This window comes from Microbacterium sp. Cr-K20, assembly GCF_000708325.1.
Taxonomy (GTDB): Bacteria; Actinomycetota; Actinomycetes; order Actinomycetales; family Microbacteriaceae; genus Microbacterium.
In genome coordinates this window covers 42,472-59,719 of the sequence record NZ_JARE01000016.1, presented here as the reverse complement: position 1 = coordinate 59,719, position 17,248 = coordinate 42,472, and the positions used below count along the sequence as shown (strand labels likewise).

Here is a 17,248-nt window from a genome sequence, read left to right as displayed (position 1 = left end):
CGGTGCGGATGGCGAGCCCCTCGCGGAGCACGCCGCCGCCGGAGACCGCCGCCGGGGGTGCCTCCACCGTGGAGTCGTAGGGGTAGCCGCCGAGGCCCTCGCAGGCTCCCAGGTCGAAGTTGATCGAGCACAGATCGCAGACGTCGCCCGCGGCGTGCGCAGCCGTCGGGATCGCGATCGGGGCGAGCAGGAAGGCGGCGGAGACCGCGAGGGCGGACAGTACGCGGGAACGGCGGACGGATTTCATCGGGAGACTCTCTCGTGGATCGGACGGGCGGCGGGCAGCTCGCACTGCCCGAGGGGGAGGTCGGCGGGGATGCCGAGGTCGGAGACGACGGGTGTCGGGCCGGTCTGCGCACGTCGACGCTCCCGCCGCGATGCGGGCTCTGCCGGAGCCTCGACGGGCGGCCGTTCGCCGCGGAAGACGGCGTCGTCGAGCACGCCCAGGCGGCGTGCCACGATGGTCGCCGCCGTGGCCGCCGCGGTGACGTTGGCCATCGTCGATGCGGTCCCGGCGACCGCGCTGATCGGGATGAGGACGACCAGCACCTCGATGGGAAGACCGGAGGCGCTGAGCACCGCGGTGGCGGTGATGATGGCGGTGCCCGGGACCCCGGCGGTGCCGATCGATACCAGCAGGCAGACGAGCGCGAGGGTGACGTAGTCCCACACCGAGTACTCGATGCCGAGGGCGTTGATCGAGAAGACCGCGACGATGATCGGCCAGATACCCGCGCACCCCGGCATCCCGATGGTCGTGCCGATCGGGGCGGTGAACGCGGCCACTTCCTCGGGCACGCCGACCTTGCGGGTGAGGGTGGGGATGGTCAGCGGAAGCGTCCCCACACTCGACTGGGTCGTGAACGCCGTGTACTGGGCGGGGGTGAGGAGGCGGAACCACCGGATCGGGTTCACGTCGGCGAAGACCCGCAGCAGCACGCCGTTCACGACGTAGGCGTCGATGAACGCGATCCCGAGTGCCAGCACCAGAACGAGCGCCAGCGCCAGCACGGTCTCGATGCGCGTGACAGCGGTGGCCGTCGTCGTGGCGACGAGGGCGAGGACCGCATACGGAGTGAGCTCGATGATGAAGCCCACCGCGGTCATGATGACCTTCTTGGTGCCGTCGATCACGCTCTTGAACGAACGCAGGTTCGGGTCGTCGGTCCGGTTGGCGACCAGATACGCGACGGCGAAGAGCAGGGCGAACAGGATGATGCCGGTGATGTTGTTGCTGACGAAGTCCCCGGCGATGTTCGAGGGGAAGAGTCCGAGCAGCACCTCGTCGAGCGGCTTGATCAGCCCGGTCAGAGTGTCACCGCTGCCCTCCTGCAGATTGAGCTGCACTCCCTGGCCGAGGCCGACGCTCAGCGCGATGGCGAGGGTGAGCACGATGGCGATCGCGTTGGTGAGGAGCAGCCAGAAGGCGCTCGACAACCCGATCGTGCGCAGCTTCACGGCCGATCCCAGCGAGGTGACGCTGGACAGGATCGAGATGAAGATCAGCGGAGCCACGATCGCCGTGATCACCTGCACGTAGAGGTCCCCCAGCACGGCGACGTACTGGAGGCCGTCACGGAACCCGATGCCGATCCCGATGCCGACGCCCAGGGCGATCAGGACGAGCGAGGTGAATCCCGCGCCGCGGCGACGGAGCAACGCGATGCCGACGAACGCGACGAGGGTGACGGTGAGCGCTGCGATGGGCAGGAGGACGGCGCTATCGGGCATGGCGCGAGATTATCGATCTGCTGTGAGTCACCTTTCGGGCGGGTCGATCTGTTGCCATGTGTGACGAACCGTGTCGGGGCCCTGTTTCCGAGGTCGGCCGTACGATACGAGCGCGATGGCGGCTCCGGGCGCGAGTAGTCTCTTCCCGTGCGCCTGGGAGTCCTCGACATCGGATCCAACACCGTCCACATGCTGGCGGCCGACGTCCGCCCCGGTGGACGTCCGCTCGCGACGACGAGCGACAGGACGGTGCTGCGCCTCATGCGCTACCTCACGCCCGACGGCGCGATCTCGGAAGAGGGCGTGGTCGCGCTCGAGGCCGCGGTCGCCCAGGCCCGTCGCGTCGCCGAGACGGAACGGGTCGATGCGCTGCTCGCGACGGCCACGAGTGCGGTGCGCGATGCGCGCAACGGAGCCGACGTGATCGCGCGCATCGAGGCGGCTCTCGGGCAGCCGCTGCAGGTGCTCGACGGCGAGACCGAGGCCGAGCTGACGTTCCTCGCCGTGCGCCGCTGGTTCGGGTGGTCGGCGGGGCAGCTGCTGCTCCTCGACATCGGCGGAGGCTCGCTGGAGATCGCCGCGGGTGCGGAGGAGCTGCCCGATGCCGCGGCATCCGTCCCCCTCGGCGCCGGACGTATGACCGTGCAGTTCCTGCCGAACGACCCGCCCGGCGAGGCCGATGTCGAGAAGCTGCGCACGCATGCCGCCGAGACGCTCGCCACTGTCCTGCCGCAGTTCGCCGCGCTCCCCCGACCCGACCACGTCGTCGGCTCGTCGAAGGCCATCCGCTCGCTGGCACGTCTGGTCGGCTACCCGGCGCCCGGGTGGTCGGGGACCGAACGGATGCTGCTCCCCCGGGCCTCGCTCGGCTCGTGGATCCCTCGGCTGGCGCGGCTACCCGCGTCGGCCCGACAGGAGCTCCCCGGCATCACCCCGGATCGCACGTTCCAGATCGTGGCCGCGGCGGTCTCGCTGCATGCCGCAATGACGGCGCTGAAGGTGGAGGAGCTCGAGGTGTCGCCGTGGGCGCTGCGTGAGGGCGTGCTGCTGCGCTACATCGAGCAGCTGAGCTGGAGCGACGCCCGAAGCTGAGAGTCGCGCCGGGGCGCCGCGGCTACCATGACGGGATGTCCTCCGCCACCGCTGCCCCCGTCCGCGCCGGGGCTGCGACGGCGCGGGTCGCACTCGTCGGCTACCTGCTCTTCATCGGCTTCACGGTGTGGCTGCCGGCGAACGTCTCGGCGAAGGTCACCGGTCTCGTCGGCGTCATGGCCCGGTGGGTCTCCGACGCCGGCATCGCTCCCTACTATCAGAGCGCCGTGGTGTTCGAGTTCCTGGCGAACGTCGCCCTCTTCGTCCCGGTCGGGTTCCTGCTGCCGTTCGCCTGGTCGCGTCTGCGGCTGTGGCAGGTGGTGCTGATCGGCGCCCTGATGAGCGGGCTGATCGAGTCGGTCCAGGGGCTCATGCCCTCGCGCTACCCCACGATCTCCGATGTGATCGCCAACAGTCTCGGAACTCTCGCGGGTGGCGTGATCGCGGTGCTGCTCATCCTGATGCTGCCGTCGCGGCCTGCACGGAGCCCTAGGCTGGTGGCGTGAACCCGCAGCACGACGATGGACCGCCGGCCGGCATGAGCCGCCGGGAATGGCGCGAACGACAGAAATCCGCCACCGCCCCGGAAGCGCCGTCCGCACCCGTCGCCCCCGCATCCGCCCCCACGGAGGATGCCGCCCCCCTCGCCGCGATCCTGGGCGCACCGGCGTCGGATGCCCCCTCGTCACGCCTCACGATCCTCACCGTGTGCACCGGCAACATCTGCCGGTCGCCGCTGGCCGAGGTCATGCTGCGGGCCGACCTCGAACCGCTCGGCGTGCGGGTCCACAGCGCGGGCACCCATGCCCTGGTGGGTCACGGCATGCCCGAGCCGGCGCTGGAGCTGGCCGCGCAGGCGGGCGTCGATCCCGCGACCGCATCCGCCCACCTGGCCCGCTACCTGGTCGAGCCGCTTCTCGAAGACGCCGACCTCGTCCTCACCATGGCACGCGAGCATCGGTCGCACGTGGTCAAGATGATGCCGAACCGACTGCGTCGCACCTTCACGGTCCGCGAGTTCGCGCGCCTCGCATCGACGGTGAGCACCGACGACGCCCGCGCTGCCGCCGATGCGGCCGGCTCGTCGTCCCACGAGCGGTTCGCCGCCGTGCTGCGTGCCGTCAACGATCAGCGCGGCGTCACCGCCTCCTCCGGGGATGACGACGACGTGATCGACCCCTACCGGCGGTCGCGTGAGACCTACGCGCGGTCGGCGGCGGAGCTGACTCCCGCGCTGGTCGAGGTCGAACGAATCGTGCGCGCCGCCCTCACGTGAGCCGTGTGCGCCTCCGGCGGCGGGGTGTTCGCCGTATGCTCATTCTCATGTCTGCATCCCGGCCTCCCCGCGGGATGTGCGAGGGGATGAAGAGTTGGAACTGAGAGACTACGCGCGCATTCTGCGCGCACATTGGATCGTCATCGTCGCGGCCACGCTGGTGGGTGCGGCCCTCGCGTTCGGCTGGAGTTCCCTGCAGCCGCGGGTGTACTCGGCCGACACGACAGGCATCGTGACGGCCGTGGGCGGAGACGGCACGAGCGGTTCCGCCCTCGTGGGCAACCAGCTCGCCCAGAGCAGGGTCAAGTCGTACCTCAATCTCGGTTCCTGGCGGGCGGTCGCCGAGCATGCGATCGACGAACTCGACATCGACGCCTCGCCCGACGTGCTGGTGAACCGGGTCACGGTGACGAACCCCGTCGACACCACCGCGCTGAAGGTCACCGCCACCGGGCCGACGCCCGAGTCGGCGCAGGCACTGGCGCAGGCCTGGCTCGACGGCATGGCGATCGAGATCGAGAAGCTCGAGGGCGGCACGGCGGAGACGCCGGCGGCGATCTCCCTCATCGTCGGTGACTCCGCGCGCCTTCCCAGCACCCCGTCGTCGCCGAACACGCGGCTGAACGTGATCATCGGCGCTCTCGCCGGTCTCGCTCTCGGTCTCGTCTACGCGTTCGTGCGACACACCGTCGACCGTCGCGTGCGTCACCCCCGCGACATCGAGCGCGAGACGGGCGTCTCCGTCATCGGCACCCTCCCGCTCGAGAAGTCGATCGCCGACGAGCGACAGGTGATCGATTTCTCGCTGGAGTCGCAGCACGGGGTGTCGCACCACCTCATCGAATCGATGCGCGAGCTGCGCACGAACCTGCAGTTCATCGACGTCGACAACCCGCCGCGCGTGATCGTGGTCACGAGTTCCGTGCCCGGCGACGGCAAGTCCACCGTCTCGGTCAACCTCGCCTCCAGCCTCGCCGCCGCCGGACAGTGGGCCATCCTCATCGACTGCGACCTGCGCCGCCCGGTCATCGCCGACATCTTCGGCATGTCCCACGACGTGGGCCTCACCGATGTGCTCGCGGGTCGGGCCGAGCTGCAGGATGTGGCGCATCGCCCCTCCCGCGACATCCCGCTCGCCGTCGTCGGCGCGGGGCGCATCCCGCCGAACCCCAGCGAGCTGCTCGGGTCGCAGCGGATGCGCGACTTCCTGGCGGAGATCAGCAAGTCGGCGATCGTCATCCTGGACTCCCCGCCGGTGCTGCCGGTGACCGACGCCGCGGTGCTGGCCGCGAACGCAGACGGCGTGCTGGTCGTCGTCTCGTCCGGGAAGACCACCTTCGACATGCTGCAGCGTGCGATCGACAACATCACGCGTACGACCGGCCGCGTGCTCGGCGTGGTGCTGAACCGCGTGCCGCGCAAGGGTGCCGAGTCGGCGTACTACGGCCGCGAGTACTACGGCGCCTACGAGCGCTATGCGAAGGACGGCGGCGACGGCGAGAGCACTGAGCCCGACGCCGCGCCCGGTGTACGCCGGCGCGGCACCGCTCAGGTCTGAGTCACCGCTCGGTCTGCGGCCCCTCTCAGGGCTGAGTCGGCGGCAGCAGGATCCCGTCGGCGATGAGTACCTGCACGGCCGTCTGCACGATCGTCACGGGGTCTCCATCCGCGGGCTCCCCGTGCGCGCTCACCACGGCGTCGACGAGCTGAGCGAGCGAGCTCCCGCCGGCGGCCGCGCTCCAAATGGTCGGGCCGATGCCGTCGAGGACGTGCACCTGTCCCCCGGTCGGCGTCCGCCGCAGCACGGCGACGCGGGATTCGAGTACCAGCTCGTCGACGGTCTCCGCGCGGCGGTAGGCATCCGCGGCTGACGCGTCGACCACGGGTGCGGTGCGGGCGACGATCGGCGGCACCGGAGTCGGCTCGACGTCGAGCAGAGCATCGATGATCCCGTCGATACCCGTCACCTCCCGGTAGCGCAGTCGCACGGCACCGCCGGTGGCTGCGAGCAGCGCGGCTATCCGCTGCAGGGGTGCCGGGCCGTCGGAGAGGTAGCTGGTCTGCGGTCCCAGCAGAGCCAGGGCGTCCGCGACGTCCAGCAGTTCGACCTCCGGCACCTCCGGGCCCTCCGGCGAGCGATCGATCACGACGATCTTCGCCACCCGCAGCTCATCGGGAAGCGGGTGCGCGCCGCCGATGCTCGACAGCGCGACCTGAGCCTTGGGGACGACATCCTGTTCGATGATCGACAGCGGCTTGCGGTAAGGCACCACGCGACCGGTGTCGTCGATGCCGATGGTCTCGTCACTCACATACGCGTAGCGCTTCGAGAGGTGGCGCGCCGCCGTCGTCTTGCCGGTGCCGGATGCCGCACTGAGGACCACGACGCGACCGTCGTCAGTGGCGAGACCGGCAGCATGCAACATCCAGATCGGGTCGTGTCGGCGGTGCGCGAGGGCTTTGATCGTGACGTCGGTCGAGAGCGCGGAGAGGGCTGCGGCATCCTCCGTGTCGGCCGGAACCACGGCGACCGCATCGGCGACTCGATCGCCCTCGTAGCGGGCATCCGCCCAGGCAGCCGCGGCGCGAGCCCGGAAGTCGTCGTCGCGTTGGGAGGCGTCGATCTCGATGACGGCTCCGACCGCGTTGACGAGGAGGCGATCGGGCATGCCAGCAAGCCTATCCACGTTCGCCGACTCGGCGAGCCGCGGAGTCGACAGCACAATGCGCGCAGGAACAACGCACATTGCGCGCTTTTCGTCTATTCGTCAGATTTTCCCCGAAGGGCGCTCTACGGTGGCTCGCAGTGAGGCTCCTGGGGGATGCAGATGAGTTTCGTGTCGTCTCACTACACGAATTCGAGATCTGCATTGACAGGAGGTCCGGGATGATTGAATCTATATTCAATACACCGCTGTATCGGGGCTTCGGCTTCGAGACCGCACCGATCGCAGAGGCGCTACTGCCGCTCGCTGGCACCCTGAAAGGGGACGTCTCGTGAGTCATTCCCACGCTCAGGTCATCGACGACAGAGAGCTCGCGAAGCACGGTGTCCGACGGGTCGGAGACCGCCCTGGACTGCGTTCCCGGGAGCGTGCCTCCGGCGGTGTGCGACTGCTCAGCACAGGCGGCGGGACCTCCGAACTCCACGTGGACACCGTGAGCTCGTACCCCGACCACGCCGTGTTCGCGTTCGTCGAAGCACAGGCGTTGTGGTCACGTCTCGAGGGCGAACCCTGGGTCGAGACCGAGGGCGGTCTCGTCGTCGCCGCACACGGCATCGCACGCCGACTGCGGTGGGCAGGACAGTGGCGCTTCGTCGCCGCCCTCGTGCCCCGCTCGGCCATCTCCTCGTTCGTGCCGTCGCTGCCTCCCGATGCGAGCGTGTTCGCGGACCGCCGGCTCCTGGATACCTCGATGCAGCAGTTCATCGGGTGCCTTCTCGACACCGACGACAAGGCGTCTCCGATCGAGCAGTACGCGATCGAGCAGCTGGTGATGGAGATGTGCGGGGCGGTGCTCCTCGACCGGATCGGCGGGGTCAGCGGGCAGGGCTCGCCGCATGCCGTGCTGCGTGAGCGGGCGATCGCCGTGATCTCGCAGCAGTGCGGTGACCCGTCGCTGAAACCGTCGCGCGTCGCGCATGAGGTGCAGTCGTCGTTGCGGCAGCTGCAGCTCGTCTTCTCCGAATCCGGCAACAGCGTCGCGGCGGAGATCCGTCGCCAACGCGCGCGGCTGGCGCACTCGCTACTGGTCGACAGTCGCTACGACGTGCTGAGCATCGACCAGATCGCGCAGCGCGCCGGATTCCACTCTCCGATGAGCATGCGTCGGGCACTCGACGAGGCCTATCAGGCCACCCCGCGCACCCTGCGCTCCTCGCGCCGGGCATAGCTCCGCGCAGCCAGAACGCACAGATCGCGCAGGTTGAGCGCACCCTGCGCGTAGTTCACCGAAACCCCCTTCCTCCCCCTCTTCCTCTCCCTACTTTGATGACCACGAAGAGGCTCCTGGGGGATGCAGACAACGTGTCGCCTCTTCACGACACCGCGGGAAACCGCATCTGCATCGAACAGGGAGGGCACTCACGTGACCGAAGAAATCCAGAAGAACAAGGGCATCTCGCGGCGCACCATCGTCAAGGGCGCGGCGTGGTCGGTCCCCGTCATCGCGGCAGCCGTCGCTACGCCGCTCGCGGCCGCGTCGGGCGACGTCGAGGTCGGCGCGTTCTCCGTCGACGGCGACTGCGGCACGCTGGGACTGCTGTTCCCGGGCTTCGAGATCACCGCCGGCCCGAGCGTACCGCTCCCCGCCGGGACCGTCATCAACATCACGGCGACCGGCGTCGCGAACGTGCAGCTCTTCTCCATCTCGAGCGCACTCGCCGACATCCAGCTCCTGGGACCGACATCGCAGCAGATCACACTCGTCGCCGACCTGCCCGCAGGCGCTTCGTTCGAGGCCCGCGCCCTCGTCGGACTCGGCGTCGGCAGCGTCCTGACGGCAACGGCCACGCTTCCCAGCGGGTACGTCGCGACCGGCGCGAAGACCTCGGGCACGCTGTCCCAGACCGCGATCCTCTGCACCGACGGCTGATCTGTCCTTCGAACTGATCACGAAGATCGTGGAGCGGCCGGAGCCTTCGGGTTTCGGCCGCTCCGGCTATCCGGGAGTATTGGGGCCATGGTCGCGTTCCTCACACCTTTGACGGTGTTCCTCGCCGTCGTCTTCGCCGTGAGCGCGGTCGGAAAGCTCCGATCGGCCGACCGCGGAAGCGCCGCCTTCGCGGCTTTGCGTATCCCTGTCGGTCACCCGAAGACCGCGGCCGGAGCACTGATCGCCGTCGAGGCGGTCGTCGCCGTCGGGCTGCTCGCGACGGACGGCTGGCTCTTCGTGGTCTTCGCTGCCGCGGCGCTCCTGCTGACCTCCGGCCTTCTGATCGCCGTCATCCGGGCGCACCGCCTCGGCGCCACCGATGATTGCGGCTGCTTCGGCGACTGGCTCCCCTCCGCGATCGGGCCTCGCCTCATCGTGCGCAACGCGGTCCTCACCGCCATCGCCGCCTCCGTGCTCGCAGGGGCCGTCGCCACGGCCGCCGTCTCCCAGCCCGTCGGGATTCCGGCCACGCTCCTCACGGGCCCGTCGGTGCCCCTCGTGCTCGGCGCTGTCGGTGCCGGATTGTTGATCGCCGTCGGCGTCTGGTCCCTGGCCCGCGCATCGAACGCCGCCGGACGAGCGGATGCGCAGATCCCCCGTGGAGCCGGCGCCGTGCTGCTGCCTGGCACTGCGGAGATCGTCGACGTGCTCGCCCCGGCCGCCCGCGCCCGACTCCTGGTGTTCGTGGCGCCAGGGTGCCACGCGTGCGCGACCGCCATGACATCACTCAAGGCCGCAGAGGCCCCTCTGGCGGCCGTTGTCGACGTTTACGTGATCCAGCGCGCCGTGAGCGTCGCGGCGAGCACAGAGCCGCCGCACGACCTCCCCGCTTCGACGCGGTTCGCGCTCGACGTCGGCGGTTCTGTTGCGGCGGCGCTCCGCATCGGCGCGGCGACCCCCGTGGCCGCCCTCATCGGAACCGACGGAACGCAGGCCGGGCCGCTGGCGGTCGGCAGCGACGAGGTGCGGGTGCTGATCGACAGCATCCGTGCGGCGGTCGAGGTCTCCCCCGCCTGATGCGGTGCCGAGGGCGCGCGGCTGCGATCATCGCCTCCGGAGCAGGGGCTTGCGCCGACCGGTCAGCCAGCCCATCACCCATTCGACGGGGCCGGTGCCGACGAACCGCCACCAGAGCCATCCCACGAGGATCATGCCGGGAACGATCACGAGCCAGCCCGGCCAGAAGTTCTCGGTGGGGCGGCCTTCGGCCCGCGCGTACAAAGCGATGAGCCCGACATGCAGGAGATACAACGACAGCGCGACCTGCCCGCACGCGACCAGGGGCACGAAGATCGGGCTCCAGAAGCGCTTCGCACCGTCGCGACGCGCGGTCGCGGCGAACACCACGATGACGTAGACCACGAACACGAGGCCGAAGTCCTTCAGGGTGTCGAGGTAGTCGCCCGACTGCACGTCACCCAGCCGCTGACCGACGCCCCAGGCCAGGTAGGCGAGCGGTGCGGCGATGGCCAGCCCCGTGAGCAGTCGGTCGCGCTGCAGGCCGTGCCGGATGAAGAGCGCACCGATGAGGAACATCGGCACAAGATTGAGCACGCGGTAGTGCTGGCCGAGGAAGAGCCACTGCATGATGTCGGCGACCGGAGCAGGCGCCGTGTACACCCAGGTCCAGGTCCGGGCGAGGTCCACCAGCGGTTGGCTGATGAGCAGGAGGACCGCCGTCACTCCGATCACCACGGGCGTGCGCGCGAGGAGGATCGGCGCTCCGAGGATGATGGTCACGCCGAGATACGCCAGGATCACGTCGACCCACGAGCCCCAGGTCGCCATCCAGACGCCCAGAGCGATCAGGAACAGTCCGCGGATGACCTGCTGCAGAAGTGTGACGCCGAGGCGTCCGCCACGGCGCCAGACGAGCTCTGCCGACATACCCATCACCAGGGCGAACAGCGGCGACGCCAGGTCGCTGAACATCGCCGTCACGAACTTCGCGGCCCAGGGCAGTTCGGGCAGGAACGGGTTCGCGTGCGCGATCACCATCGCCACGATCGCCACGCCACGGAGGACGTCGGGGATGAGCAGGCGCTGCGCCTGCGATGCCGATGCGGACTCGAGCAGGCGGGGACCGCTGTCACCGGAATACTGGGCCATTCACTGACAGTATTGTGTCGACACCGCAGCGCGCGAGCCGGAGAGCACATGATGACGACAGATGCACCGAAGCCGCGTCGGCGACTCCTCGGGAACATCTGGGTCAACATCGCACTCGCACTCGCATTGACCGGCATCATCGTCGCCTTCATCGGCCAGCCGTCGTCCGGATCCATGTCGCCGACGCTCGAGCCGGGCGACCGTCTCATCGTCAACCGCCTCGCCTACGTCGCCGCAGACCCCGCGCCGGGCGACATCGTCGTGTTCCGTCCCGATGAGGCCTGGGGCGAGAAGCCGGCGGCCGGCGGGAACTGGTTCTCGCAGGCGTTCCACTGGGTCGGCGAGGCCACCGGCATCCGGCCCTACGTGCTGGTGAAGCGGGTCATCGCCGGACCCGGGCAGACCGCGGAGTGCTGCGACGCCCAGGGCAGGGTGCTGGTCGACGGCGAGCCGCTCGATGAGCCCTACGTCGTCAAGGATCTCCCCTTCGTCGCCGGGTCGCTCGACTGCGACAGCGAGCCGATGTCGACCCGCTGCTTCGGGCCGGTGACCGTTCCTGAGGATTCGTATCTCGTGCTCGGAGACAATCGGGCGAACTCGGCCGACTCCGCGTATCTCTGTCGCGGGACGGCGGATCCGGACGAGAGCTGCTGGCGCTGGATGACGCGCGACGACGTGTTCGGCAAGGCCGGGGCCATCCTGTGGCCGATCGGGCGGTGGGGCGGGCCGTAGGCGGGGGTGCCGCTGTTCAGATGCGAATGACCAGGCCTCGTCCCCAGAGGTCGTAGAGAAGCGCCTCGATCGGGGCTTCGATCTCGCGCGCGTCGGCATCGAAGAGCCGGGCGCAGGCATCGACCAGCGCATCCTGGTTCACTGCACATCGATCGGCGAGCACCGACCACACGACATGCGACGATCCCACCAAGGCCAGCGGCGAGATGCTGTCCGGGCTCAGTACCGTCGTGCGAGCGTCGTCTCCCACCCACGCGACATCGTCACTGATGCGCCACGACGGCCGGGAGTCGAGCAGGCCGAAATCGAGCAACGTATCGACGACTCCGGCGGGACCTCCCAATCGCGTTCGCTCGACACCATCAGCGCGGTTCCAGACCTGGGCGACGTCTGCATTCAACACGTGAAGAAGCGGTGTTGCGTTCTCGCCCTGGAGCACGACCGAACGCCCGTCCACGAGCGCGAGCTCGTCGAGGGCAGGACCGCGGAAGTACAGCGGTCTCGCAGGCGTGGAGCGTCCGGCTGAGTCACTGTCACCCCGATGGCGCGCTCTCGAACGCAACGGCGACTCGTCGACGACCAGGCCGGTCGCAGAGACATGGCGCTGCACCCTCTCTCTCAGCTCATCGATCGTGATCGTGGAGGCAACGGTGAGATGTGCAGCATCGCACTGCGAAACGACATCGGTGATGCGCGCCAGTGGTCGCGGTACGCCCCCCAAACCGATGCTTGCGCTCACGAGCGAGCGCAAGATGCCCTCGAGACCGTCTGGCACCGACGTCTGCGATTCCCCCACTGCACCGTCGTTGAGGACAACGAGATGTCGCGCTCGCAAAGTCGCCGGCAGGTTCGACGTTTCCGACGACGGCCGCACGGACTCGGCCTGCGACTCTTGCAAAGGCACGACCACTCCGGTGGCGTCGATGCCCACGAGCCGCGCGCTCACGTATCCCGGGTCAGCCTCGAGCCCCGACACCATCTTCTGGAGGTTGCTTCCGTCGACAGCCAGCAGAAGCATGACGGATCCGTCGGCGTCCGCGATAGCCCCGGCACGCAGGACCCAGACCTCATCCCCGATCTCGGTGAACTCCTCGCTGAGCAGGCGATCGTGGACGGCGGGCATGGTCGTAGCCTATCGACAGCCGAAGGAGCATCAGCCTCGCAGATTGCGGACGTAGTTGAGTGTGGCACGCAGACCCCGACGCCAGCGTTGAATCTGGTAGCGCATCACCTGTTGCGTCGACAGCGGCACCGACTTCTCATTGCGAGGCACGAACTCCTTCGGCACCCACACAGCGCGAACCAGAGTCAGAGCCCGTTCCCTCATCGGCCCGCGCCGAAGGGCGATGAGCCATCCGGCCGCACCCCCGTCGGCGCCGAAGCGCAGGTTCGAGGACCAGCTGTCCGCCTCGCTCGTCGAGAGGTCATTCTCGACTGGCCCGAACCCGATGATCTCGAGCGCCTCCCGAAGCACCCATCGGGACCGTCCGGCGTCGGCGAGACGCAGGAAATCCTGCCGGCCGCTGTCGTCGAGGCGGCTCTGCAGCATTTCGATGATCGAGTCCCACTCCGCCCGATGCCGAGGGACCGACATGTTGCGCAGCGCGTGAAGAGCACCGATCATCATCGACGGCACGAGTGCGGGGATCGTGAGTGCGACGCCTCCCACATGGAGTGCCTCGCGACGATTCCACAGCTCATCGAACACGTCCGCCGGGTCTGCGAAGAAGCCGGGGAACCTCTCATGCACATCGATGTCGCACGGCCACCGTGGGTGGATATAGGTCCGGGAATGCGGTTCGAGAATCGTCGGAGTCGACCTGGCCACACGTTCGTGCCAGCCCTGCGCCTCCAACGCCGCGCAGAATGACTCGAACGCCGGGGGGTCTACAAGAAGATCCGCGTCCACGGACAGGCGAGGTTCACGGAGCGCGTGATGATCGGCAGCAGGCCCCTTGATCGAGAGCACCCGGGCGGACACCTGTTCGGCGACCCTCGCTCCCAGCGCGTGTGCGAGCAGTGTCGCCTCAGGTAGCCGAAGTGGCACCGCTTCCAACTCTTCCGGACGCCCCATGTCACCCTTCCAGACGCGAAACGCCTCCGATCGCATTCCCTGGCATTCTTGCACCTTGCGCGGGCCCGCTCGTGCGTCAGTACTCGCTTCACAGGTTGCCTTGCGGTGCAGCGCGATATGTTGCCATGCGCAGATGATTGGATAAGTGACATGAGCTCGCACCAGCCCCCCGCTTCTCGAAAGGCCGCACGCGAGGCTCGATCAACCGAGACCACTCGCGAGTCGCCTCGCCCGGACAGCACACCGCGTCGGCGACGACGCGGGTGGATCTGGCTCGCGATCGTCGTCGTCGTGCTCGCCGCGATCGGCGGAGCGGTGTGGGTCGCCCTGCAGGTCTACACGCAGGCGCAGAGTGCGCGGACCAGCCTCAGCACAGCTATGACCGAGGCGCAGAAGGCGAAGTCATCGCTGCTCGCCATGGACCTCGAAGCCGCGTCGCTGAGCGCGGACGCCGCGCTCGAATCGACGCAGGCAGCTGTCGGCGAGACCTCGGGCGTGGCATGGAGCATCGCGGAAGCCGTCCCCTTCGGTGTGGGCGACAACGTGCGGGCAGTCCGCGTCGTGTCAGTACTCACTGACCGCCTGGTCAGCTCCGTCGCAGGGTCTATCCAGGGACTCGATCTCGCATCCATAGCTCCTCAACAGGGCAGGTTCAACCTGGACGCGCTCGAGGGTCTGAAGAGCACGACGGCTGACCTCTCCGAAACCGTCGACTCGGTCGTCGCCGACCTCGGGGCCGTCGATCAGGGACCGCTGATCGGTCCTGTCCTCGCTGGAGTCGAGGCGTTCGAGAACGAAGCGACGCAGCTGCAATCGACCATGAGTCCGATCGCCGACACTCTTGCCCTGCTCCCCCGCGCGCTCGGGTCTGAAGGGCCTCGGAACTACCTGGTCATGTTCCAGGGGAACTCGGAAGCGCGGAGCCTCGGTGGGAACCCGGCGGTGATGATGCTGTTGCGCGCGGAGGCGGGCGCGATCAGCATCGTTCGATACGCGGACACGGCGGAATTCCCCAACGGTCTGGACCAGCCCGTCACGCAGCTCACCGACGAGGAGGTCGCCATCTACGGCGACAAGATCGGACGCTGGACTCCTGACCTGACGATGGTCCCCGATTTTCCTCGAGCAGCCGAGATCCTGGGGGCTCATTGGCAGGGCACGATCGGCGAACCGTATGACGCGGTCGTATCGCTTGATCCGGTGGCACTCTCGTACATCCTCGCTGCGTCAGGGCCGGTGCCGCTCCCCACCGGCGAAGTGCTCACCGTGGAGAACACCGCGCCGATTCTGCTGAACGGCGTGTACTTCAACTACAAAGACGGCTACTCACAGAACGCCTTCTTCGCTGCGGCCACCGATGCGATCTTCACGGCCATCACCGGGGGCAGTCCTTCGCCGGTCGCCCTGATCAACGCCCTGAGCAGATCCGCTGACGAAGGCCGCCTGCTCTACTGGTCTTCGGACGAAGCGGAGAGCGCTGCGATCGCGGGGAGCCGCCTCGCCGGCTCTTTGCCATCGTCGAACAGCGAGCACACGGCCATCGGCGTCTACGTGAATGACAACACGGGTTCGAAGAAGAGCTATTACCTCGACCTGGCGACTTCTGCGTCGTTCGAAACGTGCGAAGCCGGACAGCCGCAGGCTGTTCGAGGCACAGCCGTACTCTCCTCGAAGATTGACGAAGAACTGGCGGCGAGATTGCCGTACTACGTTCGCGGGCCGTACTTCGCAGCCGAAGATGTGAGCACCTACGTCGTGATCTACGGCCCCGAGGGCGCCTCGCTCAACAGCATCACCCTCGATGGCGCGCCCGCGAAGCCCATCAGCAGCGGCACGCACCTCGGGCGACCCGCCGTGAAGATCGAAGTCCTGAACCACCTGGTGAGTTCGCACACGGTCGAGTTCGAGTTCGCACTCGCGGATTCGGCGGATGCGGGGCCACTGGAGATCTGGCACACGCCGATGTCGCGGGCCACGCAGTCGACGGTCGATGGAGCATCGGGCTGCACGACGCAGTGATACCGCGCGCACTGCAGATGCTCGGATCCAGAGCGCCGGGCGCCGCCCAGTAGGCTTGTGCGCGATGAGAGACATGACCACAGCGCTGCCTTCGACGCGCGTCGGGGACGAACTGGCCCGACCCGCGGAGCGCTCGGGTTTCCTCCGCAATATCGGGTTGTACGTCTACGTCTTCTACGTCATCTACACGCCGACGTTCTCCGCATCGTTCTTCGCGAGCAAATTCTTCATCCTGACCGCACTCGCCGCCGTTCTCCTGATCCACTCCGCCCTGAGCGGAAAGCGCATGTTCCGGCTGCTGGGATACCCACCGCTGAGGCGCTTCCTCATCGTCATGTTCGGGCTGAGCCTGTTCGTGGCGATCGTGCACCTGGCCTCGCATCCCGAGGTCGAGGACTTCGTCGATCTGCGAATCGTCCAGAACAACGTGCTTCTGCTGATGGCGATTCACGCCGCCTTCATCGTCCACATCTGCAAGAGTCGCGGGTTCAGCGCGGAGTCCGCCCTCCGCATGATCTACAAGCTGGCGGCGTTCCAGGGCGTCTGGGGGTTGCTGTCGTTCGTCTTCTTCCCACTCAAGGAGATATCGAACTGGCTGTACCAGCTCGCTGCTGGCGACCGGGGCGAGTACCTGATGAGCTCCCGGATCTACGGGCTTATGGGAGAGTTCACGTTCGTCACGCCGATCTACCACGGCATGCTCGCCGCGGTGGCCGTCTACTTCGCCTTGAACTATCGTTTCCGCGGGCTGCGCTACGTGCCTCTGATCCTCGTCGCGATCCTTCTCAACGGACGAACCGGGATCGCCGTATTCGCTGCGATGACCGCGCTGATGCTTCTCGGCCAGATCCTCCGCGGCCGCAAGATAGGTCCGTCGCTCGCGATCGTGGCCGGCCTGGGTGGCCTCCTGTGGATCGCGTGGTCCGTCGTCTCCCAACTCAGCCCGATCACCGCACGTTTCCTCCAGGGGTTCATCGACGAGACCACTGCGCTTGTGGCGGACGGGTCGGTAGAGGGAACATACAGCGTGCTGTTCGAGGACATACTCGTCTTCCCCGAAGGGCTCGGGCTGATCTGGGGCACCGGTGACGACATCTTCCAGAGCCAGGGGTTCCGGTCAGATGTCGGCCTGACCAATGACCTGTTCATGGGCGGGTTGCTCTTCGTCGTCATCGGATACGGCACGCTTGCGTACTTCCTCCTGAAGAACTCGCGTCCCGACACGGTGCTGTTCCTTGCCCTGTTCGCAGGGTTCGCCATCGGAATCGTCAAGGGGCAGATATTCATCGGCACTCCCGTCCTGTTCCTGTTCGTGTTCGTGGTCTTGATACACAAGCAGATCGTCGGAGGCGAAATGCCCCCGAAGAGCGCCAGAAGAGCGCGTCGCGAGAACGGGACCCTCGGTGCCGGCAGCGGATCCGTCAGGCGGCGCGCCTGAGCGCGCCCACCCGGGCTCGGATTGGTCTCGCTCTTACCCAGCCTGTAGAGTCCTGACGTAAGCCGGCGCCCTTCAGACAGGCTGGTTCGCTCTCAATTGCGGCCGACGGGTCGGGGTCGTC

General features: G+C 67.9%; 16 protein-coding genes. 10 read left to right on the top strand and 6 right to left on the bottom strand.

Annotation, left to right across the window (positions count from 1 at the left end):
- On the bottom strand, positions 1 to 247 hold a 247-nt coding region (locus GZ67_RS0102965), incomplete at its 3' end, for a hypothetical protein (protein ID WP_029273751.1).
- Complete coding sequence (locus GZ67_RS0102960) at positions 244 to 1,731, bottom strand: dicarboxylate/amino acid:cation symporter (RefSeq protein WP_051662303.1); 1,488 nt, start codon at positions 1,729 to 1,731, stop codon at positions 244 to 246. The genes GZ67_RS0102960 and GZ67_RS0102965, both read right to left, overlap by 4 nt.
- Before the next feature lie 147 nt (positions 1,732 to 1,878).
- Here GZ67_RS0102960 and GZ67_RS0102955 point away from each other — a divergent pair, with 147 nt between their 5' ends.
- The 4 genes from GZ67_RS0102955 to GZ67_RS0102940 all read left to right on the top strand — a co-directional run bounded on the left by GZ67_RS0102955 (position 1,879) and on the right by GZ67_RS0102940 (position 5,657).
- On the top strand, positions 1,879 to 2,823 hold the full coding sequence (locus tag GZ67_RS0102955) for a Ppx/GppA phosphatase family protein (RefSeq protein WP_029261189.1): 945 nt from the start codon (positions 1,879 to 1,881) through the stop codon (positions 2,821 to 2,823).
- A 35-nt stretch (positions 2,824 to 2,858) separates the two neighbouring features.
- Positions 2,859 to 3,329, top strand: a complete 471-nt coding sequence (locus tag GZ67_RS20025) for a VanZ family protein (RefSeq protein ID WP_051662302.1) — start codon at positions 2,859 to 2,861, stop codon at positions 3,327 to 3,329.
- Positions 3,326 to 4,099 (top strand): arsenate reductase/protein-tyrosine-phosphatase family protein, encoded by a 774-nt coding sequence (locus GZ67_RS0102945; protein ID WP_231481678.1) that lies wholly within the window; start codon positions 3,326 to 3,328, stop codon positions 4,097 to 4,099. The genes GZ67_RS20025 and GZ67_RS0102945 overlap by 4 nt, the downstream gene beginning before the upstream one ends.
- A gap of 94 nt (positions 4,100 to 4,193) precedes the next feature.
- Complete coding sequence (locus GZ67_RS0102940) at positions 4,194 to 5,657, top strand: polysaccharide biosynthesis tyrosine autokinase (protein ID WP_051662301.1); 1,464 nt, start codon at positions 4,194 to 4,196, stop codon at positions 5,655 to 5,657.
- 25 nt (positions 5,658 to 5,682) lie between these two features.
- On the opposite strand, the gene GZ67_RS20020 is transcribed toward GZ67_RS0102940, so the two are convergent.
- The gene (locus GZ67_RS20020; RefSeq protein WP_051662300.1) at positions 5,683 to 6,768 is read right to left on the bottom strand and encodes a hypothetical protein; all 1,086 of its coding nucleotides are present in this window, start codon (positions 6,766 to 6,768) and stop codon (positions 5,683 to 5,685) included.
- Positions 6,769 to 7,096: 328 nt separating this feature from the next.
- Here GZ67_RS20020 and GZ67_RS0102925 point away from each other — a divergent pair, with 328 nt between their 5' ends.
- The 3 genes from GZ67_RS0102925 to GZ67_RS20015 all read left to right on the top strand — a co-directional run bounded on the left by GZ67_RS0102925 (position 7,097) and on the right by GZ67_RS20015 (position 9,772).
- Complete coding sequence (locus GZ67_RS0102925) at positions 7,097 to 7,993, top strand: AraC family transcriptional regulator (RefSeq protein ID WP_029261183.1); 897 nt, start codon at positions 7,097 to 7,099, stop codon at positions 7,991 to 7,993.
- Positions 7,994 to 8,188: 195 nt separating this feature from the next.
- Positions 8,189 to 8,695 carry a hypothetical protein gene (locus GZ67_RS0102920; RefSeq protein WP_029261182.1) on the top strand — a complete coding sequence of 169 codons (507 nt, stop codon included), beginning with the start codon at positions 8,189 to 8,191 and terminating at the stop codon, positions 8,693 to 8,695.
- Positions 8,696 to 8,782: 87 nt separating this feature from the next.
- A complete protein-coding gene (locus GZ67_RS20015; protein WP_051662299.1) occupies positions 8,783 to 9,772 on the top strand; it encodes a MauE/DoxX family redox-associated membrane protein in 990 nt (329 codons plus the stop codon).
- A gap of 27 nt (positions 9,773 to 9,799) precedes the next feature.
- Here GZ67_RS20015 and GZ67_RS0102900 read toward each other — a convergent pair whose 3' ends face one another.
- Positions 9,800 to 10,864, bottom strand: a complete 1,065-nt coding sequence (locus tag GZ67_RS0102900; protein WP_029261180.1) for an acyltransferase family protein — start codon at positions 10,862 to 10,864, stop codon at positions 9,800 to 9,802.
- A 48-nt stretch (positions 10,865 to 10,912) separates the two neighbouring features.
- Between GZ67_RS0102900 and lepB the strand changes: the two genes are divergently transcribed.
- Positions 10,913 to 11,596 carry a signal peptidase I gene (lepB, locus tag GZ67_RS0102895; protein ID WP_051662298.1) on the top strand — a complete coding sequence of 228 codons (684 nt, stop codon included), beginning with the start codon at positions 10,913 to 10,915 and terminating at the stop codon, positions 11,594 to 11,596.
- A 16-nt stretch (positions 11,597 to 11,612) separates the two neighbouring features.
- Here lepB and GZ67_RS0102890 read toward each other — a convergent pair whose 3' ends face one another.
- Entirely contained in the window at positions 11,613 to 12,719 is a 1,107-nt protein-coding gene (locus tag GZ67_RS0102890; RefSeq protein WP_029261178.1) for a PqqD family protein, read from the bottom strand.
- A gap of 30 nt (positions 12,720 to 12,749) precedes the next feature.
- The gene (locus GZ67_RS20335) at positions 12,750 to 13,832 is read right to left on the bottom strand and encodes a nucleotidyltransferase family protein (protein ID WP_231481677.1); all 1,083 of its coding nucleotides are present in this window, start codon (positions 13,830 to 13,832) and stop codon (positions 12,750 to 12,752) included.
- Here GZ67_RS20335 and GZ67_RS0102880 point away from each other — a divergent pair.
- Both GZ67_RS0102880 and GZ67_RS0102875 read left to right on the top strand, forming a co-directional pair.
- Positions 13,821 to 15,689, top strand: a complete 1,869-nt coding sequence (locus GZ67_RS0102880; RefSeq protein ID WP_029261176.1) for a DUF4012 domain-containing protein — start codon at positions 13,821 to 13,823, stop codon at positions 15,687 to 15,689. The genes GZ67_RS20335 and GZ67_RS0102880 overlap by 12 nt on opposite strands.
- A gap of 73 nt (positions 15,690 to 15,762) precedes the next feature.
- On the top strand, positions 15,763 to 17,127 hold the full coding sequence (locus GZ67_RS0102875) for a hypothetical protein (RefSeq protein WP_029261175.1): 1,365 nt from the start codon (positions 15,763 to 15,765) through the stop codon (positions 17,125 to 17,127).
- The last annotated feature ends 121 nt before the right edge of the window (positions 17,128 to 17,248 follow it).